Genomic DNA, 19,788 nt, shown 5'->3' on the forward strand with positions numbered 1-19,788 from the left:
TGGTCCTCGACGACGACCACCCTGACGCGGCTGCTGCTCACGGGTACTCCTTGGCGGTGTGCGACAACGGGATCCACGCCGACAGTGCAGTGCCCTCGCCGGGTGCGGACTCGACGGCCAGCCCGCCACCGAGCTCGCGCAGGCGTGCCCGGGTGGCGCGCAGGCCGTAGCCGCCGTCCTTCGGGGACCCGGCCGCCGTGGCAGTCCAGACCTCGGTGTCGAATCCGCGACCGTCGTCGACGACGTCGACCCGGACCGAGTCCGGCGTCTCGTCGATGCTGACGACAACCTGGTGGGCGTCGGCGTGGGTGCGGACATTGGCGAGGGCGCCCTGCACACAGCGCAGCAGGGTGACCTCGGCGGTGGTGGGAAGGGAGGTGAGGGACCCGGTGACGACGACCCGAGCGGCGACACCGGACTCCTGGGCGAAGCGCTCGGTGACCCGACGGACGGCGCCGGTCAGGCTCCCTTCGTCCAGGTCGGCGGGGGCGAGGGCACCGACGACGCGTCGCGACTCCTCGAGGCCCTCTGCGGCACCGGACTCGACGTGCCGCAGGATCTCGCGCAGCCGGTCGGGATCGTGCTCGGACAGGGCGGCGCGGGCGAGCAGCAGGATCGAGGAGAAGCCCTGGGCGATGCCGTCGTGGATGTCGCGGGACAGGCGGGTGCGCTCGCTCGAGGCACCCTCGGCGCGCTGCACCCGGGCGAGCTCGTCGGTCAGCGCCGCGGACTCCTCCTGCGCCGCGTAGAGCGAGGTGATCAGTCGCTGACGCTCGATGCCGTCACGTACCAGGGCCTGCTGGGCCTTGGCGACGCCCAGCGCCACGACCATGCCGATGAAGGGGCCGATGATCGCCGCGAAGCTGGCCTCGCCGGTGGCGCGGACGGGCTCGAGGGCCACGACGACGAAGACGGTGAGGGAGACGATCACGGCCGGCAGGAGGGGCAGGACGTGCCCGGCGAGCAGCCAGAGGGAGAAGGCGAGCCACACGTTTTCCGGGGAGACGAGGACGAGGACCGCCCACAGCAGGGTCAGCCCGACGAACCACACCGTGCCGCCCCCGCCCTTCCCGGCCAGCCGTGGGCCGGCGGCGTACCAGCCGATGAAGGCGGCGAGGGCGGTGAGCTCGGCCAGCGGGTGGGCACCGTCGGTGATGGCCCGCAGCCCGCAGACGAGGGCCAGCACGCCGAGGAGGGCGTGCTGGCCCAGGCGCAGCCAACGGCTGGTCCCCGTCCGGTCGATGGTCTCGCTCACCGACGTGACGCTACCCGGCCCGGCCACCAGAAGCGGTCGCCGATGAGGGCTGTCGCGGCGGGCACGACGACCGTGCGGACCACGAGGGTGTCGAGCAGGACACCGAGCCCGACGATGAGTCCCAGCTGGCCGAGGACGACCAGGGGCAGGACCCCGAGGGCGGCGAAGACGGCCGCCAGGACGATCCCTGCGCTGGTGATGACGCCACCGGTGCGGGCGACGGCGCGGGCGACGCCCTCGCGCGTCCCGTGCTCGGCGGCCTCGGCCGTCGCCCGGTGCATGAGGAAGATCGTGTAGTCGATCCCCAGGGCGACGAGGAAGAGGAAGGCCACGAGCGGCACCTGCACGTCCAGGGCCGGGTGGCCCAGCAGGTGCTCGTCGAGCCACGCGCCCAGACCGAGCGCCGCGAGGGCGCTGGCCGCGTTCAGCGCAAGCAGGACGACCGGGCCGACCAGGGCCCGCAGCAGCAGCACGAGCACGGCGAGGCTGACGAGGAGGACGAGCGGGACGACGGTCCGCAGGTCGCTCTCGGCCGCAGTGCGGGCGTCGAGCAGCTGGGCGGAGCCGCCACCGACCCTGGCGTCGGCGCCGGGGATGCCGTGGGCGGCGGTCCGCAGGTCCTGGGCGAGCTCGAGGCTGGCCGGGGTGCCCGGTGAGGGCTCGCCGATGACGGTGATCCTGGTCAGACCCGCGCCATTGCTGCCGGTGGGGATCGCCGCGGTGACGCCGTCGACGGTCGCGAGGGCGGACGTGGTCGCGGCGGCGCTCCCTTCGCGCGCCGTGACGGTGAAGGGAGCGGCCGACCCGGCCGGGAAGTGCTCAGCGACCGTGACGAGGCCGTCGGCCGACTCGGAGGCGGTGCGGAAGGAGTCGGCCTGGCTCAGGCCGACCCGCGCGCCGAGGAGGGCCGAGGCCAGGACGGCGAGCAGGACGAGACCACCGACGAGGTGGGCGGCAGGGCGCGCGACGACCGTGCGGGCCACCTTGGCCCAGACGCCCTCGTGGTCGAGGGTGTCGCCGGGGCGGGGCACGAAGGGCCAGAAGACCTTGCGGCCGACGAGGGCCAGAGCGGCGGGCAGCACGAAGGTGACCGCGAGCAGGGCGATGACCAGGCCGACCGCGGAGGCGAGTCCGAGTCCGCGGGTGCCGGGGACGCTCGCGAGGAGCAGGGTGCCCAGGGCCAGGACGACGGTGGCATTGCTCGCGAGGATCGCGGGGACCGTGGCCCGCCAGGCGGTGGCGAGCGCAGCCCGGTGGTCCTCGTGCTCGTGCAGCTCCTCGCGGTAGCGGGAGATCAGCAGCAGTGCGTAGTTGGCGCCGGCACCGAAGACGAGCACGGAGACGATCCCGGCGTCGAAGGGCAGGCCGCTCCAGTCGCCGACCGCGGTGGTGACGGTACCGGCGACCTGGTCGGCGATACCGACGACCGAGAGCGGGACGAGCCAGAGCACGGGGGATCGGTAGGTGAGCAGCAGCAGGAGCGCGACGACGCCGATGGTGACGGCGAGCAGGGTGAAGTTGGCACCGTCGAAGGACGAGGCGATGTCCGCGCCGAAGGCGGGGCCACCGGTGACCTGGATCGTCAGGTCGGCCGGCGCCTGCTCGGCGACGTCGGCGCGCAGGTCCTCGATGGTCTGGACCTGGGTGTCGCTGTCCTCGCTCGTCCGTACCGGGACGGTGACCGTCGCGGCCCGGCCGTCCTCGCTGACCTGCGCCCGCGCGTCGGTGGCTCCGAGCTGGTCGGCAAGCCGGGTGAGGGCCGAGGTGTCCGTCGAGGTGAGGTCGGCTCCCCCCTTCGTCGCGACGAGGAGGACCGGCGCGTGGTCGCTCCCCGGGAAGGACTTCAGCTGGTCGGCGACCACTGCCGACTCGGCGGTCGCGGAGTAGCTGTCGCCCCGCGCGGGGGCCTGTGCCGAGCCGAGCACGGTGCTCGCCAGACCGATGAGCACGAGGGCCAGCAGGAGCACGATCCCGGGCCCGCGGCGGCCGGTCAGGCGCTGCGCGAAGGTCGGTCGGGGGGAGTGAGGGGGTGAGTCGGGACGGTGGGGGCGCAGGGTCGCTGTCATGGCATCCAGTCCACCGCCGAAGGGGGTGTCGGCACATCGCGCTGGAGGTTGGTCCTGCGGTCAACCTTTTGATGGACCCCGGTCCCGGTCCCGCTCCCGCATCTCCTCAAGGTCGTGCGGACCAACGGCTACCCACACCGCATTTCCTTAAGGTCGTGCGCAGGTGTGGCGTATTTCCTCAAGGTCGTGCGGACCAACGGCTACCCACACCGTATTTCCTTAAGGTCGTGCGCAGGTGTGGCGTATTTCCTTAAGGTCGTGGGGACCACCGGCTACCCACACCGTATTTCCTTAAGGTCGTGCGCATCGTCGCGGTCTCGCGGCTGCTGAGGATCGGCTAGCTGACGGCGATCCCCGTGCGCGCTGATGCGTGTCACCGTGCTGGCCGCCTGCCCCTCCTCGTCGTCCGCTGCTTGGCGGCTCGACCGTCCTCGTCGTCCCGTGCCTGTGGATCACCGTCCCGAGGTGTCGGTGCCGGGACTTAAGGTGGTCGCGTGTCCTCGACTGTCGAATCCCTGCTCGCCGCCGCCGTCGGGGGAGTGGGCGGCTCCACCCGGGAGGGTCAGGTCCAGATGGCCGTGGCCGTCGCCCGGGCCATCGACACGCAGGAGCACTTGCTCGTCCAGGCCGGCACCGGCACCGGCAAGTCGCTGGCCTACCTCGTGCCCGCCGTCGAGCACGCCCAGAGGGTGGGCAAGCCCGCCGTCGTCGCGACGGCGACCCTCGCCCTGCAGGGCCAGATCGTCGACCGCGACATGCCTCGGCTCGCTGATGCCCTCGCTGGTCACCTGAAGCGCCGCCCGACCTACGCGATCGTCAAGGGCCGGCGCAACTACGTCTGCAAGCACAAGACCGACGGCGGGTTCCCCGACGACGAGGACGGACTCTTCGACGTCGGTGAGGCCGACGCCCAGGCAGGGTGGCTCGGCAAGGAGGTCGTGCGCGTTCGCGAGTGGGCCGGCGAGACCGAGTCCGGCGACCGCGACGAGCTGGTTCCCGGTGTCTCGGAGAAGGCCTGGCGCCAGGTCTCCGTCTCCGCGCAGGAGTGCCTGGGCTCCAAGTGCCCGATGGTCGGCGAGTGCTTCGTCGAGCGCTCCCGCGAGGCGGCCAAGGACGTCGACGTCATCGTCACCAACCACTCCTTCATGGCCATCGACGCCTTCGAAGGACGCCCGATGCTGCCCGATCACGACGTCCTGGTCATCGACGAGGCCCACGAGCTGGTCGACCGGGTGACCTCCACGGTCACCGACGAGCTGGCCCCGGGCGGGGTGCGAGCCGCGGCCAAGCGCGCGCGCAAGTTCGCCGAGTCCTCCGACGCGCTCGACGATCTCGCCACCGATCTCGAGGCCGTGCTGGAGGAGGCGCCCGAGGGTCGGTTGACCAGCGGCATCCCCGACGCCCTCGCCGCGGTCCTGGGTCGCTGCCGCGATGTCAGCCGCAACCTCCTCACCGAGATGAAGCCGCCCAAGGGCGAGCAGGTCGACGGGTCCCGCCAGATCGCGCTCGCGTCCGTCGACGAGGTCCACGAGACCGCGGGGCGGATGCTCCAGGAGCACGAGCTCGACGTCATCTGGGTCAGCCGCGACATGCGGCGTGGCCCGCTGCTGCGGGTGGCGCCCATGAGCGTGGCGATGCGGATGCGCGAGCGGATCTTCGGCACCGGCGCCACCGACGAGGACGAGGCCGTGCGCGACCGCACCGTCATCCTCACCTCCGCGACGCTCGAGCTGGGTGGCACCTTCGACGCCGTCGCCGGCACCCTCGGCCTGCGCGGTCCCGGCGCCCCGGAGTGGACCGGCCTCGACGTCGGGTCGCCCTTCGACTACCAGCAGCAGGGCATCGCCTATGTCGCGGAGCACCTGCCCGCACCCGGCCGGGACGGACTGGCAGCGCAGACCCTCGACGAGATCGAGGCGCTCGTCCGGGCAGCCGGAGGGCGCACCCTCGGTCTCTTCTCGTCGATGCGTGCGGCCAAGGAGGCCTCCGAGGCGATGCGCGAGCGTCTCGACGACGACTACACCGTGCTGTGCCAGGGCGAGGACATGATCGGCACCCTCGTGCGCAACTTCGCGCGCGACCCCAAGACGATCCTCTTCGGCACGCTCACCCTGTGGCAGGGCGTCGACGTGCCCGGCAGCAGCTGTCAGCTGGTGCTCATCGACCGCATCCCCTTCCCCCGCCCGGACGACCCGCTGTCCTCCGCGCGGACCCAGGAGATCGCCCGACGCGGTGGCAACGGCTTCATGGCGGTCTCGGCGACCCACGCCGCGCTGCGCCTGGCCCAGGGGGCAGGACGGCTCATCCGCCGCGGCGACGACCGGGGCGTGGTCGCCTTCCTCGACAACCGGATGATCAAGGCGCGCTACGCGGGGTTCCTGCAGCGCTCCCTTCCTCCCTTCTGGCCGACGACCGACCGCGAGCTCGTCCTGGGCGCACTGCGACGGCTCGACGAGATCGCGCCCGAGGTCCTGCCCGTCGCCGACCCGGTCAAGCGCGGGCTCACGGGCAAGGTCACCGACCCCGGCACGGCCGGCAGCGTGCGGACGGCCGTCGTGCAGGGCGACGGCTGGTCCGTCCAGGACGACGACGAGCTGCGCGACGGGGCCGACCTCGGGCTGCCGCTGGAGGAGCTGGCTGCGTCCCTGGACCGCGAGGAGTCCGCCGTCGTGGCGAGGGCCAAGACCCTCGGCCTCGTTGTCCCGACCCGCGGCTAGCCTGTCGCCATGGAACTTCGTCGCCTGGGTCACTCTGGTCTGTCCGTCTCGGTCGTGGGGCTCGGGTGCAATAACCTCGGTCGTCGCGGTGCGGTCACGCAGACCCAGGAGGGGACCGATGCGCTCATCGGTGCGGCGCTCGATGCCGGCATCACCCTCTTCGACACCGCCGACACCTACGGCGCGGAGCCGGGCCTGTCCGAGACGATGCTCGGCAAGGCGCTGGGCAACCGTCGCGACGAGATCGTGCTCGCGACCAAGTTCGGCATGGACCTGTCCGGGGCCAACGGGCCCGACTTCGGGGCGCGCGGCTCGCGCCGCTACATCACGACCGCGGTCGAGGCGTCGCTGCGTCGTCTGGGTACCGACCACATCGACCTCTACCAGTTCCACACCCCCGACCCGCAGACCCCGATCGAGGAGACGCTCGACGTCCTGGACGACCTCGTCCGCTCGGGCAAGGTGCGCTACATCGGCCACTCCAACCGGGCAGGGTGGCAGATCGCCGACGCCGAGCACGTCGCCCGTGCCCGTGGTGGCGCCCGCTTCATCTCCAGCCAGAGCCACTACAACCTGCTCGACCGTCGAGCCGAGCTCGAGGTCGTGCCGGCCGCCGAGGCCTATGGCCTGGGCGTGCTGCCCTACTTCCCGCTGGCCAACGGCCTGCTCACGGGCAAGTACTCCTCGGGCACGGCGCCGGAGGGCAGCCGGCTGACCCACTCGCGGCAGTACATGCTGCAGGAGGCCGACCTCGATCAGCTGGGGGCCTTCGGTGACTTCGCCCGGGAGCGTGACCTCACCGAGCTGCAGGTCGCCTTCTCCTGGCTCGCCTCCCGGCCGCGCGTCGACAGCGTCATCGCCGGGGCCACGCGGCCCGAGCAGATCGAGCAGAATGCCGAGGCGGTGTGCTGGGTGCCGACCGCGCAGGACGAGGCAGCGCTCGAGGAGATCTTCCCGGCCGTGCCCAGGGTCGCCCTCTTTTGAGCACTCCACAGCTCGTCCTCGTGCAAGGGCCCGAGGCCGTCCTCGCCGACCGGGCGATCGACCAGGTCATCTCCGACGTGCGGGTCACCGCGCCCGACCTCGAGGTCATCACCCTGCGGGCCGAAGGCTACGAGGAGGGCGAGCTGATGGTCCATGCCAGCCCCTCCCTCTTCGGTGAGGACAAGCTGATCGTCGTGCGTGACCTGCACCAGGCGCCCGACGCACTGCAGGTCGACCTGCTGGACTACCTCGCCGACCCGGCCGACTCGGTGACACTGGTCGTCACCCATGCCTCGGGCAACAAGGGCAAGAAGGTGCTCGACACCCTCAAGAAGGCCAAGGCACTCGTCCTCGAGGCGCCGGCCATCAAGAGCGACCGCGACAAGGCGGACTTCGTGTCCAACGAGTTCCGTCGGGCCCGCCGCAAGGCGGCGCCCGAGGCGGTGCAGGCGCTCGTCGAGGCCGTGGGCAAGGACGTGCGCGAGCTGGCCTCGGCCTGCCAGCAGCTCGTCGACGACACGACCGGGGTCATCGACGCCGACGTGGTGGAGCGATACCACGGTGGGCGCGTCGAGGCCACGGGGTTCAAGGTCGCCGATGCTGCGGTGGCCGGGCAGACCGGTGAGGCGCTGCGACTGCTGCGGCACGCGGTCAACGTCGGTGTCGACCCGGTGCCGATCGTCGCCGTCCTCGCGCAGCAGCTGCGCCAGCTGGCCAGGGTCGGGGGAGCAGGGCGGGGCCGCAGCGCCGACCTCGCCCGTGAGCTCGGCATGGCGCCCTGGCAGGTGGACAAGGCGCGTCGCTCGCTCCAGGGATGGGGCGGTGACGCGCTCGGGCGCAGCATCCAGGCGGTCGCTGCCGCGGACTTCGAGGTCAAGGGTGGCGGACGCGACCCGGTCTATGCCGTGGAGAAGGCCGTCCTGACGATCACCCGGGAGCGCAACGGCGGCTGACGCGGCCACCATGCCGTCCGCGGTTTTGGCCGGGGTGCCCCACCGCTGCTAGATTGAACCTTCGCGTGCGCGCATGGTCGTGCGCGCATCGCAAGCAGCATCCAGGGCGACTCTCCCACGGTATCCCCACGCCGGTCCCGAGCCGCCTTGCCGCCCTCTAACGGCAAAATTTTCGACGACCAAGAGAGACATTCCTGTGGCAAACATCAAGTCCCAGATCAAGCGCGTCAAGACCAACGCCGCCCGGACCGAGCGCAACCGCGCCGCCAAGTCCGAGCTGCGCACGTGGATCCGCAAGGTCCGCACGGCCGTCGACGCCGGCGACGCAGAGGCGGCCAAGGCCGCGCTCGTCACCGCCAGCGCCAAGCTGGACAAGGCCGTCACCAAGGGCGTCCTGCACGCCAACCAGGCCGCGAACAAGAAGTCGCGTCTGGCCAAGCGCGTCAACGCGCTCTGAGCTGACACCCAGCAGCACCTCGAAGGGGGCCGGTCACCGTCACGGTGACCGGCCCCCTTCGCATGTCCTCAGACCGGGTCGTCGTCGTAGTCACGTCCCTGAGCCACCGCCCGCAGCGCCTCGGTGACGGCTGCGAAGACGCGCTCGTCGAGCACGGCGCCGTCTCGCCGTACCGCAGCAGGGTCCAGCCGCACGACGCGGTTGACCCTGGCCTCGCTGCGACGGCCCTTGCCGTCCCAGGCGCCCGAGCCGATGTCGATCCATCGCCGGCCGGCCTGTGCCTCCTGCTCGGCGTCGAGGTCGTGGTCGGAGCTCGTCAGCTGCAGGCCGAGGAGCCAGTCACCGTCCTGCCCGATGAGCAGGACGGGGCGGTCCTTGCCTTGCGTGTGGTCCTCCTCGTAGGGGACCCAGGCCCACACCACCTCGCCGGGGGAAGGCGTCGGGTCGTCGGGGGTGGGGGCCCACGCGAGGTCTGGCACGCCGGTGAAGTCGCCGGGGTAGTCGCTCATGTCGACCACGCTAGCCGGGACGGGGTGAGCACGATCACGGGGCGATCGGGGACTTGTCCACCTGTCTGTCACCGGGAGTCCATGCGGGGTGGGGACGATGCGCGCATGACCTCTGACGCCACACCTCCCACCGCCGTGCCCGGACCCGGCCGACGCACTGTCGTCCGTGGTGCTGCGGTGGGTGCCGTTGTCGCCACGGCGACGGCGGCCCCCTTCGCCCCAGCCCGTGCCGACGTCACCACGACCACCGGGTTCCTCCATGGAGTCGCCTCCGGTGACCCATTGCCCACCGCGGTCGTCCTGTGGACGCGGGTCACGCCCAGCGCCGAAGCCACCCCGGGATCGGGGAAGGGGGCGCGTGTCGCCGTGGACTGGGAGGTCGCCAAGGACGCGAGCTTCGCCACGATCGTGCGCAAGGGCCGGGTGTCGACGGGCACCGAACGCGACCACACGGTCAAGGTCGACGCCACCGGCCTGGTGCCGGGGACGCGCTACGCCTACCGGTTCCGCAGCGGTGGCAAGGTCTCACAGACCGGCTGGACCAAGACCGCGCCGGCTCCCTCGTCGACCCCTCCCAAACTCCGCCTCGGAGTGGTGTCCTGCTCCAACTGGGAGGCCGGGTACTTCGCGGCCTACCGCCACCTGGCCAGCCACGCGGGTCTCGACGCGGTCCTGCACATGGGCGACTACCTCTACGAGTACCCGACGGGGGAGTACGGGGCGGCCGATGGCGCCGTGCGCGTCAGCCAGCCGGCCCACGAGATCGTCACCCTCGCGGACTACCGGATCCGGCACGGCCACTACAAGACCGACCCGGACCTGCAAGGGCTCCACGCCGCGGCGCCATGGATCACCACCTGGGACGACCACGAGAGCGCCAACGACGCGTGGCTCAATGGCGCGGAGAACCACGACTCGTTGACCGAAGGGCGCTGGCGCGACCGAGCCGCTGCCTCTCGGCGTGCCTATGACGAGTGGATGCCGATCCGACTGTCCGGGACCTCGGCCATCGGGGACGGCAACCAGATCTACCGCCAGCTCTCGTTCGGAACCCTCGCCGACCTGCGGATGCTCGACCTGCGCAGCTACCGGAGCGAGCAGGCCCCCGAGACGGCGCTCGGACAGGTGGGCGACGCCGACCGCACGATCACCGGCACGGAGCAGATGACCTGGCTCAAGTCCTCGTTGAGCGAGTCCGCCGCCACATGGAAGCTCGTTGGCAACCCGGTGATGATCTCGCCGGTGACCTTCGCTGCGGTGGACGTCGAGGCCGGGCAGGCACTGCACGAGATGGGTGGGCTGCTGCCTCCGGAGGGCATCCCCTACAACGTCGACCAGTGGGACGGGTACACGGCCGACCGTCGTGAGCTCATCGACCACCTGGCCGACCACGCGATCGACAACACCGTCTTCATCACCGGCGACATCCACTCCGCCTGGGCGTGCGACGTACCCAAGAATGTCGGCACCTATCCCTTGAGCCGATCAGTGGCCGTCGAGTTTGTCGGGACCTCGGTGACGTCGAACAACCTCGACGACATCCTCAAGGTGGCGCCGCGGACGGTGTCGCTGAGCGTCGAGGCCGCCATCCGCACCGCCAACCTGCACGTGCGCTACCTCGACTTCGACCGGCACGGCTACAGCGTGCTCACCCTCACCCCGGCGCGGGCGCAGATGGACTGGTACGTCCTCGCCGACCGCACCGACCCGGACTCCGCCGCTCGGTGGAGCGCGGGCTTCGAGACCCTGCCCGGCACGCAGCGCACCCGCCGCGTCTGGTACCCCGCCAGCTGACACCACCGGAGAGACGATGACCGACCTGACCCAGCCCTCCCGCCGGACCCTGCTGCGCTTCGCCGCGGCCGGCGGCACGAGCGTGGCGATCTCGGGGGTGCTCGGTGCCCCCTGGGCGTCCGCGGCGCCCCGCAAGAGCTCGCGCCGCGTCTACGTGCTCGTCACCGACGGCCTGCGCCCCGACGAGATCACCGCCGACTGCACCCCCCACCTCCACGCCCTACGCAGCGGTGGCACCTGGTACCCCAATGCCCGGTCGCTGCCGATCATGGAGACCATCCCCAACCACGTGATGATGATGACCGGCGTGCGGCCCGACCGCAGCGGCGTGCCGGCCAACAAGATCTACGACCGTGGCCTCGGCGAGGTCCGCGACATGGACCAGCCGAGCGACATCAAGGTGCCGACCGTCATCGAGCGCCTCAACGCTCGGGGCCTCACGACCGGCACCGTGCTGTCGAAGGACTACCTCTACGGGATCTTCGGCGACCGGGCCACCTACCGGTGGGAGCCCAAGCCGCTCATGCCGATCACCGACCACGCGCCCGACGGCTACACCTACGACGCCCTGGTCAAGATGGTCGACGAGGCCGACCCGCACCTGGTCTTCGCCAACTTCGGCGACATCGACCGCGTCGGTCACGCCGACCTCGGCGGCACCATCAACCTGCCGGCGATGCGGTACGCCGCGCTGGCCAACACCGACCGCCTCGTCGGCAACTTCGTCGAGCACCTCAAGGCGAAGGGGGTGTGGGAGCAGTCGGTCGTCATCGTCCTCGCCGACCACTCGATGGACTGGTCGATGACCCATCGGGTCATCTCCCTCGGCGCACCGATATGGTTCGACACCACCCTGCGGGACAAGGTCGAGATCGCGCAGAACGGGGGCGCCGACAGCTTCTACTGGACCGGTCCGGCGGGGGAGAAGGCCGCCGGCATCGCCCGGCTGCGCGAGGTCGTGCTGCGCCAGCCGGGGGTGCTGTCGGTCCACACGCCGGCCCAGCTGCGGCTGAGCCCGGTGGCCGGTGACCTCATCGCCTACTGCAAGCAGGGCTGGCGCTTCTCCGACCCGACGATCTTCGACAACCCGATCCCCGGCAACCACGGCCACCCGGTCACGGCGCCCATCCCCTTCGTCGTCGCAGGAGGCTCCTCGCTCGTGCGGCCCGGCACCCGGACCGCGACCGCGCACACCGTCGACGTGGCGGCGACCGTCGGTGCGGTCTTCGGCCTGCCGTCCCTGCCCGGCGGCTACGACGGGGTCTCCCGCCTCTGACCCGCGCCGTGTGCCGGCCCGGCCCCTCGTCCGTGGGAGGATGGGGGGCCGAGCCCTGTCCCGTCGATCCCGAGGTCCGTCACCCGTGTCACCCCAGGCCAGTCAGGCCCTCCCGCCGAACGCGACGCCGCCCGCGCAGATCCGCAACTTCTGCATCATCGCCCACATCGACCACGGCAAGTCGACCCTGGCCGACCGGATGCTGCAGATCACCGGTGTCGTCGAGGCTCGCCAGATGCGCGCGCAGTACCTCGACCGCATGGACATCGAGCGCGAGCGCGGGATCACGATCAAGTCCCAGGCCGTCCGCATCCCGTGGGAACAAGACGGTCAGACCTACTGCCTCAACATGATCGACACACCGGGGCACGTCGACTTCACCTACGAGGTCTCCCGGTCGCTCGCCGCGTGCGAGGGTGCCGTCCTGCTCGTCGACGCCGCGCAGGGGATCGAGGCGCAGACCCTCGCCAACCTCTACCTGGCGATGGAGAACAACCTGACGATCATCCCGGTGCTCAACAAGATCGACCTGCCGGCCGCCCAGCCGGAGAAGTACGCCGAGGAGATCGCGCGGCTCATCGGGTGCGAGCCCGAGGACGTCCTGCAGGTCAGCGGCAAGACGGGCGCCGGGGTAGAGGAGCTCATCGACGAGATCGTCGCCAAGCTGCCGCCGCCGGTCGGCGACCCCGATGCCCCTGCTCGCGCGATGATCTTCGACTCCGTCTACGACAACTACCGCGGTGTCGTCACCTATGTGCGGGTCGTCGACGGCGACCTCAACCCCCGCGAGAAGATCGTCATGATGTCGACGCGGGCCACCCACGAGCTCCTCGAGATCGGGGTCAGCTCCCCGGAGATGCACCCGAGCAAGGGCCTGGGCGTCGGCGAGGTCGGCTACCTCATCACGGGCGTCAAGGACGTGCGCCAGTCCAAGGTCGGTGACACCGTCACCAACGCCGGCAAGCCCGCGGACACCGCGATCGGCGGCTACAAGGACCCCAACCCAATGGTCTTCTCGGGGCTCTACCCGCTCGACGGCAGCGACTACCCGACCCTGCGAGACGCCCTCGACAAGCTCAAGCTCAACGACGCGGCCCTGGTCTACGAGCCGGAGACCTCCGTCGCACTCGGCTTCGGCTTCCGCTGCGGCTTCCTCGGGCTGCTGCACCTGGAGATCGTCCGCGAGCGCCTCGAGCGCGAGTTCAACCTCGACCTCATCTCGACCCAGCCCAACGTGGTCTACGAGGTGACGATGGACGACGGCTCCGAGATCATCGTGACCAACCCCAGCGAGTTCCCCTACGGCAAGGTCTCCGAGGTCCGTGAGCCGGTCGTCAAGGCCACGATCCTCGCGCCCAGCGAGTTCATCGGCGCGATCATGGAGCTGTGCCAGTCCAAGCGCGGCCAGCTCGGCGGCATGGACTACCTCTCCGAGGACCGGGTCGAGCTGCGCTACACGCTCCCGCTCGCCGAGATCGTCTTCGGCTTCTTCGACCAGCTGAAGTCCAAGACGCGCGGCTATGCCTCGCTGGACTACCAGGAGTCCGGTGACCAGGTCGCCGACCTGGTCAAGGTCGACATCCTCCTGCAGGGCGAGGCCGTCGACGCCTTCAGCGCCGTCGTCCACAAGGACCGGGCCTACGCCTACGGCAACATGATGGCCGGCAAGCTCAAGGAGCTCATCCCGAGGCAGCAGTTCGAGGTGCCGATCCAGGCTGCCATCGGCGCCCGGATCATCGCCCGCGAGACCATCCGCGCCATCCGCAAGGACGTCCTCGCCAAGTGCTACGGCGGTGACATCTCGCGCAAGCGCAAGCTGCTCGAGAAGCAGAAGGAGGGCAAGAAGCGGATGAAGAACATCGGCACCGTCGAGGTCCCGCAGGAGGCCTTCATCGCTGCTCTCTCGTCCGACGACGACGCCGTGGACAAGGCCAAGAAGTAGCCCACCCGGCGTAGCGTGGCCCCATGGCGCAGTACATGGAGGCCGCGCTCCCGGGGCGGCTCGCTCCCTTCGTGGAGTCGCTGGTCGGCTACCGGATCACGGGAGCCCGGCCGGGGACGCACATCGGGATGCCCTCGGACACGCTCACGCTCGTCGTCTCCCTCGACGACCCGCTCGACCTCGTCGGGGCCGACGGTCGCGAGGGGCGGTACGACGCCATGGTCGCTGGGCTGCACGCCGGTCCGGCGTTGATCCGCCACGACGGCAGCCAGCACGGGGTCCAGCTCGACCTCACCCCGGCCGGTGCCGCCCTGCTCCTCGGTGGGCCCGCGGGTGAGCTGGCCGGTACCAGCGTCGACCTCGACCTGCTCATCGGGCCGGCCGCCCGGCAGCTGCACGAGCGGCTCTCCGAGAGCGAAGGGTGGGAGTCCCGATTCGCGCTCGTCGTCCAGGCGCTCTTCGCCGATCGCGACGCGACGTGGCAGCCACGACCCGAGGTGGGGCACGCGTGGCGCCTGCTGCGCCGCAGCCGTGGCCGGGCGCCGATCCATGCGATCGCCGCCGAGGTCGGCTGGTCCACCCGGCACCTGGGCACGCAGTTCCGCCACGAGTTCGGCCAGTCGCCGAAGACGACCGCCCGGGTGATGCGGTTCCAGGAGAGCCGACGGCTGATCGGGCAGGGCCGGCCCCTCGCCGAGGTGGCGGCGGCCTGCGGGTTCGTGGACCAGAGCCACCTCAACCGCGACTGGCTGGACCTCGCCGGGACCTCGCCCACCCGGTGGCTGCGCGAAGACGAGATCGCATTCGTCCAAGACACCACGGGTGCGGCAGCGCCATCCTGAGGTCATGGACACCACGGCCGAGACCGGCACCCGCACCGACCACGACATCTGGAGCGGCATCACCGCCGCCGACCCGCTCGCCCTGCGGGCCTGGCTGCTCACCCTCGGGTTCACCGAGGGGATCCTCGTAGAGGGCGACGGTGGGATCGTGCAGCACAGCGAGATGCTCTGGCCCGAGGGCGGCCGGGTGATGATCTCCAGCGCGCGCCCGGACGACCCGCACTTCACGATGCCCGTCGGCGGCGCGATGCTCTACGTCGTCACCGACGAGCCGGACGCCGTGCACGCCCGCGCCGAGGCCGCGGGCGCCACCTTCACCCGGCCGATGGAGGACAGCGACTACGGCTCGCGCGGCTTCAGCATCCTCGACCCCGAGGGCAACTCGTGGAGCTTCGGCACCTACGCCGGGTAGTCGGGTCGTCCGCGTGACGCAACCGACGTCGTGCGGGCTTCCGGCGCAAGGGCGCCCGAGCCTAGGGTTCGACCCATGGCCCAGCAGACCTTCGACCTCTACCAGCGCATCGCCAAGCTCCCGGCGGGCAAGCGCATCTTCTCCCTCCTCTACAGCGTCAAGGCGCCGTACTTCGCGACCGTGCGTCCCGTCGTGCGCGAGGTGCGCCCCAACTACGCCGAGCTGTCGATCCGCAACCGCAAGCGGGTGCACAACCACATCGGGACCCTGCACGCGATCGCGGTGTGCAACGGGCTGGAGGCCGCCATGGGCCTGGTCGCCGAGGCGACCTGCCCGGCCGACAAGCGCTGGCTGCCACGCGGCCTGCAGGTGAGCTACCTGGCGAAGTCCACGACCGACCTGCTCTGCATCGCCGAGACCGACCCCGCCCAGTGGGCGGCGACCCCCGGTGACGTCGACATCAAGGTCAAGGCCGTGCGCACCGACGGCGTGGTCGTCGTCGAGGGCGTCATCCCGGTCTACGTCACGGAGAAGCCCACGAGGTCCTGACTCAGACCGTCAGGCGCACCCGGAGGGCCTCGACGTCGGCGTCGGTCCAGCCGCTGGCCCTCAGCCACCCGACCGCGCCGCCGTATCCCTCGTCGAGATGGGTGAGCACCGCCTCCATCGACTCGGCGCGGGGTAGCTGCTCCTCGAGGCTGTGCGTCGGCAGGGAGCGGTTGTAGGGCTCGACCCGGATGAGCCGGTCGATGATCTGCTCCAGGCGCTCGGCCGTGCGCACGTAGTCGGCGATGATCTCCTCCTCCGGGACCCCGGCGACGGACAGGGCCATCCCGACCACGGTCCCGGTCCGGTCCTTGCCGGCGGCGCAGTGGACGACGGCACCGCCTGCGCTGTCGCGCACCGCGGCCAGGGCCGCAGCGACCGAGTCCGGCCGCTTGGTGAGGTAGCCGGTGTAGTGGCGTCCCCAGAAGTCGCCATCGCGCGGAGTCGACTCATCCCGTCCCCAGCGCACCGCGAGGGCCTCCTCGACAGTCCGGTCAGGGTCCTGGTCCTCGGCGAGCAGGCTGAAGTGGTGGTGCGTCAGGGGAGTGGCCCGCAGCGGGCCCTCCCCGGTGATCTCGTACTCGACATTGCTGCGCAGGTCGACCACGTCGGTCACGCCGACCTCGTCGACGAGGCGACGGACGTCCCCTTCGCTCAGGTCCTGCAGGTTGTCGCTGCGGATCAGCCGCCCCTCCCGGGTCAGCCGCCCGTCGCGGGTGGGCAGCCCACCGAGGTCACGCATGTTGACGACGCCGTCGAGCTCGATCCATCGGGTCATGAGCCCACCGTAGTCACCGGGTGGGAGGATGGCCGCGTGCGTCCCCCCTTCGGCATCTACCTCCACGTGCCCTTCTGCACGGTCCGTTGCGGGTACTGCGACTTCAACACCTACACCGCCACCGAGCTCGGCCCCGTCGGAGGGGCGAAGGGAGCGAGCGTCGCCACCTTCGTCGACGCCGCGATCCTCGAGCTGGACCTCGCCGCCGCCACGCTGCCGGACGCGCCACCGGTGTCGACGCTCTTCGTCGGCGGTGGCACGCCGACGCTGCTGCCGCCGCAGGACCTCGTGCGCTTCCTCGACGCGGTGCGCGAGCGCTGGGGGCTGGCTGACGACGTCGAGGTGACCACCGAGGCCAACCCGGACAGCGTGACCGAGGAGTCCCTGAGGGTGCTCGCGGAGGGTGGGTTCACCCGGGTGAGCATCGGCATGCAGTCGGCCGTGCCCGAGGTGCTCGCCACGCTCGACCGCACGCACGACCCGGCCAATGTCTCTCGTGCCCTGTCCGCCGCCCGCGCCGCCGGTCTCGCCGTGAGCCTCGACCTCATCTACGGCACGCCGGGGGAGAGCCTGGACCAGTGGCGCACCTCGCTGGAGACGGCCATCGCGCTGGCGCCCGACCACCTGTCGGCCTATGCCCTCACCGTCGAGGAGGGCACCAAGATGGCCGTCCGCGTGCGCCGTGGCGAGCTGCCGATGCCGACCGGTGACGACGAGGCCGACAAGTACGAGCTGGCCGACGAGCTGCTCGCGGACGCTGGGTACGACTGGTACGAGATCAGCAACTGGGCGCGTACCGATGCCGATCGCTGCCGGCACAACGAGGCGTATTGGCGCAGCCACGACTGGTGGGGCGTCGGGCCGGGTGCGCACAGCCACGTCGACGGCGCACGGTGGTGGAACCTCAAGCACCCGGCGACCTGGGCCAAGGGCCTCGCCGAGGACCACCCCGAGGCCGAGCGAGAGGACCTGACGCCCGAGCAGCGAGCCGACGAGGCGATCCTGCTGGGGGTCCGTCTGCGTGAGGGCCTGCCGACCGATCGCCTTGCGGCGCAGGGGCGAAGGGCGGTCGCCGGGCTCGTCGCGGACGGTCTCGTCGACGGTCGCGCGGCCATCGCCGGTCGAGTCGTCCTGACCCGTCGTGGTCGCCTCCTCGCGGACACGGTCGTCCACCAGCTCATCGCCGGTGAGCCGGACCCCGTGGTGGTCAGCGGTGCCTGACGTCCCGCAGATCCCCGACCTCATCGCCTTCTTCGACCTGCTGGGGGTCCTGGCCAACGGCCTGCTCGGTGGCGCCGTCGCCCGTCGCTACCAGCTCGACCCGGTGGGGTTCACCGTCCTGGCCATCATCTCGGCCCTGGGCGGTGGGGCGATCCGCGATGTGCTGCTCAATGTCCAACCGGTGGCACTGACCGACCTGCGCTATCTCACGGTCGCGCTCGTCGCCGCGGCCATCGCCTACCTCGTCCCGCTCGAGGGACGACGCTGGCGACAGACCTTCCCCTGGGTCGATGCCATCGCGCTGGGGACCTGGGCGGTCGTCGGCACGCAGAAGGCGCTCCTCAACGACATCCACTGGCTGCCGGCGATCCTGCTGGGTGTGCTGACCGCCTGTGGCGGCGGCGTGGTGCGGGACATGATGCTCGGCAATGTCCCGGTCATCCTGCAACGCTCGGAGCTGTACGCGACGGCGGCCTTTGCCGGCGGCGCGACCCTGGTGCTGCTCCACCTGGCGACCACCGGTCCGCTGGCCTCGCTCGGCGGGGTCCTCGTCGGTGGCGCCGTCTGCCTCCTGGCCCGCAAGCACGGGTGGATGCTGCCGACCGAGCCCCGGTGGGCGACCAGCCGCGTCCACCGTCGGTGACTCGGTTGGTCAAGAGATGGCCTGTCGGTGTCATGAGTTTGGTAAGGAGGTATTGCCAGATGCTGGGGGGGGATACTTTCTCTGGACTTGGCCGAGGGAGCCGGCCCAACAAGGGGGAAATATGAAGCTGATATGGATGCGCGGTCTGGCGGGTGTCGCTATTGCGGCGGCCACGGTGCTGACGACAGCAGGTCCCAGCGTGGCGGGACCACGAACTCCGGGAGATCCGTTTGAGGTGGTGCGCACCACGAGCAATCCCTTTGCAGTTTATGAGGGGACCACGAGGCGCGGGGACGCAGCGATCAGTTACCGCCTTGCGAAGTTGGCTACGGGGCTGAGGTCCCAGTCAGCGTGGAAACTGAAGGACACCAGCCAGGACGGGCGCTTGGTGCATGGGAGAATGACGACCATGGTTAATTCAGGTTGGTGCTACGCCCCGAAGTACACGTCGTGTAACCAAGAATACTACCCTTATGGTGGCGTCACTAAGACACAGGGGTGGGGAGGTTCCTACCGGAGCAACTGGATGTTCATTCATCAGGGGGTTTCGACGACCGGAACGTTTGCTCGGCTGTCAGCGCGAATGTGCATCACCAAAGTTTGGCGACCCGACTTTTGTGGTAGTGGGTACGCGATTTCTTCCGGCTGGCAGTACTGACGCACGTGTCGGACAAGGTTGACTCGGAATCTGTCCGCCTGATCGCGTTCTCGGCCCGGCGCGGGCCGTTCCGCCTGTCGCGATTGGACATTCAGCTCAACGCGGAGCGCATTGCCCTCATCGGTGTCAACGGGTCAGGCAAGACGACTTTGTTGCGTTCGATGCTCGGGGTGCTGCGCCATTCCGGGACCCTCTTGGTCGGTGACGTATCCTCCGCGCACCTCCCGCCAGAACGGACAGGCTTCGTCCCGCAGGACGTGGACTTTCCGTTGCTGCTCACAGTTGAGGAGTGCGTCGGGATGGCCGCTGACCTGAAGGAAGTGCCAGCCGCCACGCGAGATCGATCCGTGACCGACGCCTTGGCGGCCGTGGACCTTCTTGACGTGCGCGCCTCGCGCGCCGCACGGCTCAGCGGCGGACAGAAGCGTCGCCTAGCCTGCGCGCAGGCGCTCGTTCACGACCCGCAGATCGTGCTGATGGACGAGCCGACCGCGGGCTTGGACCCGATCCAACGCGATCGGCTGAGACGGATCCTTCAGGACCTGCCCCGTGATCGGCTGGTACTCGTCACCTCGCACATCCTTGAAGACGTTGCAATGTGGGCCGAGCGCTTCCTCATCCTGAGTGAGGGCGAGATCATTCATGACCTGCAGCACGACGAGTTGGGCGACCCGGATCAGCGGCTTTCGGCGCTGAACGACCTGCTCGCCTCGGTGCCATCGCGATGAGGTGGCT

The 19,788-nt window shown here is 70.4% G+C and carries 17 protein-coding genes; 13 read left to right on the forward strand and 4 right to left on the reverse strand.

Features of this window, described 5'->3' with window-relative positions:
• Window positions 1–37 precede the first annotated feature (37 nt).
• Both EXU32_RS04685 and EXU32_RS04690 read right to left on the reverse strand, forming a co-directional pair.
• On the reverse strand, window positions 38–1,255 hold the full coding sequence (locus tag EXU32_RS04685; protein ID WP_242612884.1) for a sensor histidine kinase: 1,218 nt from the start codon (window positions 1,253–1,255) through the stop codon (window positions 38–40).
• Window positions 1,252–3,321 (reverse strand): MMPL family transporter, encoded by a 2,070-nt coding sequence (locus tag EXU32_RS04690; RefSeq protein ID WP_242612885.1) that lies wholly within the window; start codon window positions 3,319–3,321, stop codon window positions 1,252–1,254. Before EXU32_RS04690 ends, EXU32_RS04685 begins: the two co-directional genes overlap by 4 nt.
• Window positions 3,322–3,815: 494 nt before the next feature.
• Here EXU32_RS04690 and EXU32_RS04695 point away from each other — a divergent pair, with 494 nt between their 5' ends.
• The 4 genes from EXU32_RS04695 (at window position 3,816) to rpsT (ending at window position 8,432) form a co-directional block, all read left to right on the forward strand.
• Window positions 3,816–6,038, forward strand: a complete 2,223-nt coding sequence (locus EXU32_RS04695) for an ATP-dependent DNA helicase (RefSeq protein WP_130628856.1) — start codon at window positions 3,816–3,818, stop codon at window positions 6,036–6,038.
• A gap of 9 nt (window positions 6,039–6,047) precedes the next feature.
• Complete coding sequence (locus EXU32_RS04700) at window positions 6,048–7,022, forward strand: aldo/keto reductase (protein ID WP_130628857.1); 975 nt, start codon at window positions 6,048–6,050, stop codon at window positions 7,020–7,022.
• Window positions 7,019–7,975 (forward strand): DNA polymerase III subunit delta, encoded by a 957-nt coding sequence (holA, locus tag EXU32_RS04705; protein WP_130628858.1) that lies wholly within the window; start codon window positions 7,019–7,021, stop codon window positions 7,973–7,975. Before EXU32_RS04700 ends, holA begins: the two co-directional genes overlap by 4 nt.
• 196 nt (window positions 7,976–8,171) lie before the next feature.
• Window positions 8,172–8,432 (forward strand): 30S ribosomal protein S20, encoded by a 261-nt coding sequence (gene rpsT, locus EXU32_RS04710; RefSeq protein ID WP_130628859.1) that lies wholly within the window; start codon window positions 8,172–8,174, stop codon window positions 8,430–8,432.
• A 68-nt stretch (window positions 8,433–8,500) separates the two neighbouring features.
• Here rpsT and EXU32_RS04715 read toward each other — a convergent pair whose 3' ends face one another.
• Complete coding sequence (locus EXU32_RS04715) at window positions 8,501–8,941, reverse strand: type II toxin-antitoxin system PemK/MazF family toxin (protein ID WP_130628860.1); 441 nt, start codon at window positions 8,939–8,941, stop codon at window positions 8,501–8,503.
• Window positions 8,942–9,046: 105 nt separating this feature from the next.
• Between EXU32_RS04715 and EXU32_RS04720 the strand changes: the two genes are divergently transcribed.
• The 6 genes from EXU32_RS04720 to EXU32_RS04745 all read left to right on the forward strand — a co-directional run bounded on the left by EXU32_RS04720 (window position 9,047) and on the right by EXU32_RS04745 (window position 15,756).
• Complete coding sequence (locus EXU32_RS04720) at window positions 9,047–10,735, forward strand: alkaline phosphatase D family protein (RefSeq protein WP_130628861.1); 1,689 nt, start codon at window positions 9,047–9,049, stop codon at window positions 10,733–10,735.
• 16 nt (window positions 10,736–10,751) lie between these two features.
• Window positions 10,752–12,011 carry an alkaline phosphatase family protein gene (locus EXU32_RS04725; RefSeq protein WP_068423477.1) on the forward strand — a complete coding sequence of 420 codons (1,260 nt, stop codon included), beginning with the start codon at window positions 10,752–10,754 and terminating at the stop codon, window positions 12,009–12,011.
• 40 nt (window positions 12,012–12,051) lie between these two features.
• Window positions 12,052–13,953 (forward strand): translation elongation factor 4, encoded by a 1,902-nt coding sequence (lepA, locus tag EXU32_RS04730; RefSeq protein ID WP_431603049.1) that lies wholly within the window; start codon window positions 12,052–12,054, stop codon window positions 13,951–13,953.
• 23 nt (window positions 13,954–13,976) lie between these two features.
• Window positions 13,977–14,795 carry a helix-turn-helix domain-containing protein gene (locus tag EXU32_RS04735; protein WP_130628863.1) on the forward strand — a complete coding sequence of 273 codons (819 nt, stop codon included), beginning with the start codon at window positions 13,977–13,979 and terminating at the stop codon, window positions 14,793–14,795.
• A gap of 4 nt (window positions 14,796–14,799) precedes the next feature.
• Window positions 14,800–15,207, forward strand: a complete 408-nt coding sequence (locus EXU32_RS04740; RefSeq protein WP_130628864.1) for a VOC family protein — start codon at window positions 14,800–14,802, stop codon at window positions 15,205–15,207.
• A 75-nt stretch (window positions 15,208–15,282) separates the two neighbouring features.
• Window positions 15,283–15,756, forward strand: coding sequence for a hotdog fold domain-containing protein (locus tag EXU32_RS04745; protein WP_130628865.1), 474 nt, complete (start codon window positions 15,283–15,285; stop codon window positions 15,754–15,756).
• Between the two features lies 1 nt (window position 15,757).
• Here the strand turns inward: EXU32_RS04745 and EXU32_RS04750 are convergent, their stop codons facing one another.
• Window positions 15,758–16,531, reverse strand: coding sequence for a tyrosine-protein phosphatase (locus EXU32_RS04750; RefSeq protein ID WP_130628866.1), 774 nt, complete (start codon window positions 16,529–16,531; stop codon window positions 15,758–15,760).
• Window positions 16,532–16,567: 36 nt separating this feature from the next.
• On the opposite strand from EXU32_RS04750, the gene hemW reads away from it, so the two are divergent.
• From hemW to EXU32_RS04765, 3 genes are all read left to right on the forward strand, one after another.
• Window positions 16,568–17,752, forward strand: coding sequence for a radical SAM family heme chaperone HemW (gene hemW, locus EXU32_RS04755; protein WP_130628867.1), 1,185 nt, complete (start codon window positions 16,568–16,570; stop codon window positions 17,750–17,752).
• Window positions 17,745–18,395, forward strand: a complete 651-nt coding sequence (locus tag EXU32_RS04760) for a trimeric intracellular cation channel family protein (RefSeq protein WP_130628868.1) — start codon at window positions 17,745–17,747, stop codon at window positions 18,393–18,395. The genes hemW and EXU32_RS04760 overlap by 8 nt, the downstream gene beginning before the upstream one ends.
• A gap of 663 nt (window positions 18,396–19,058) precedes the next feature.
• Complete coding sequence (locus EXU32_RS04765) at window positions 19,059–19,781, forward strand: ABC transporter ATP-binding protein (protein ID WP_165399575.1); 723 nt, start codon at window positions 19,059–19,061, stop codon at window positions 19,779–19,781.
• Window positions 19,782–19,788: the final 7 nt, after the last annotated feature.

The sequence above is a fragment of the Janibacter limosus genome (assembly GCF_004295485.1).
GTDB lineage: Bacteria > Actinomycetota > Actinomycetes > Actinomycetales > Dermatophilaceae > Janibacter > Janibacter limosus_A.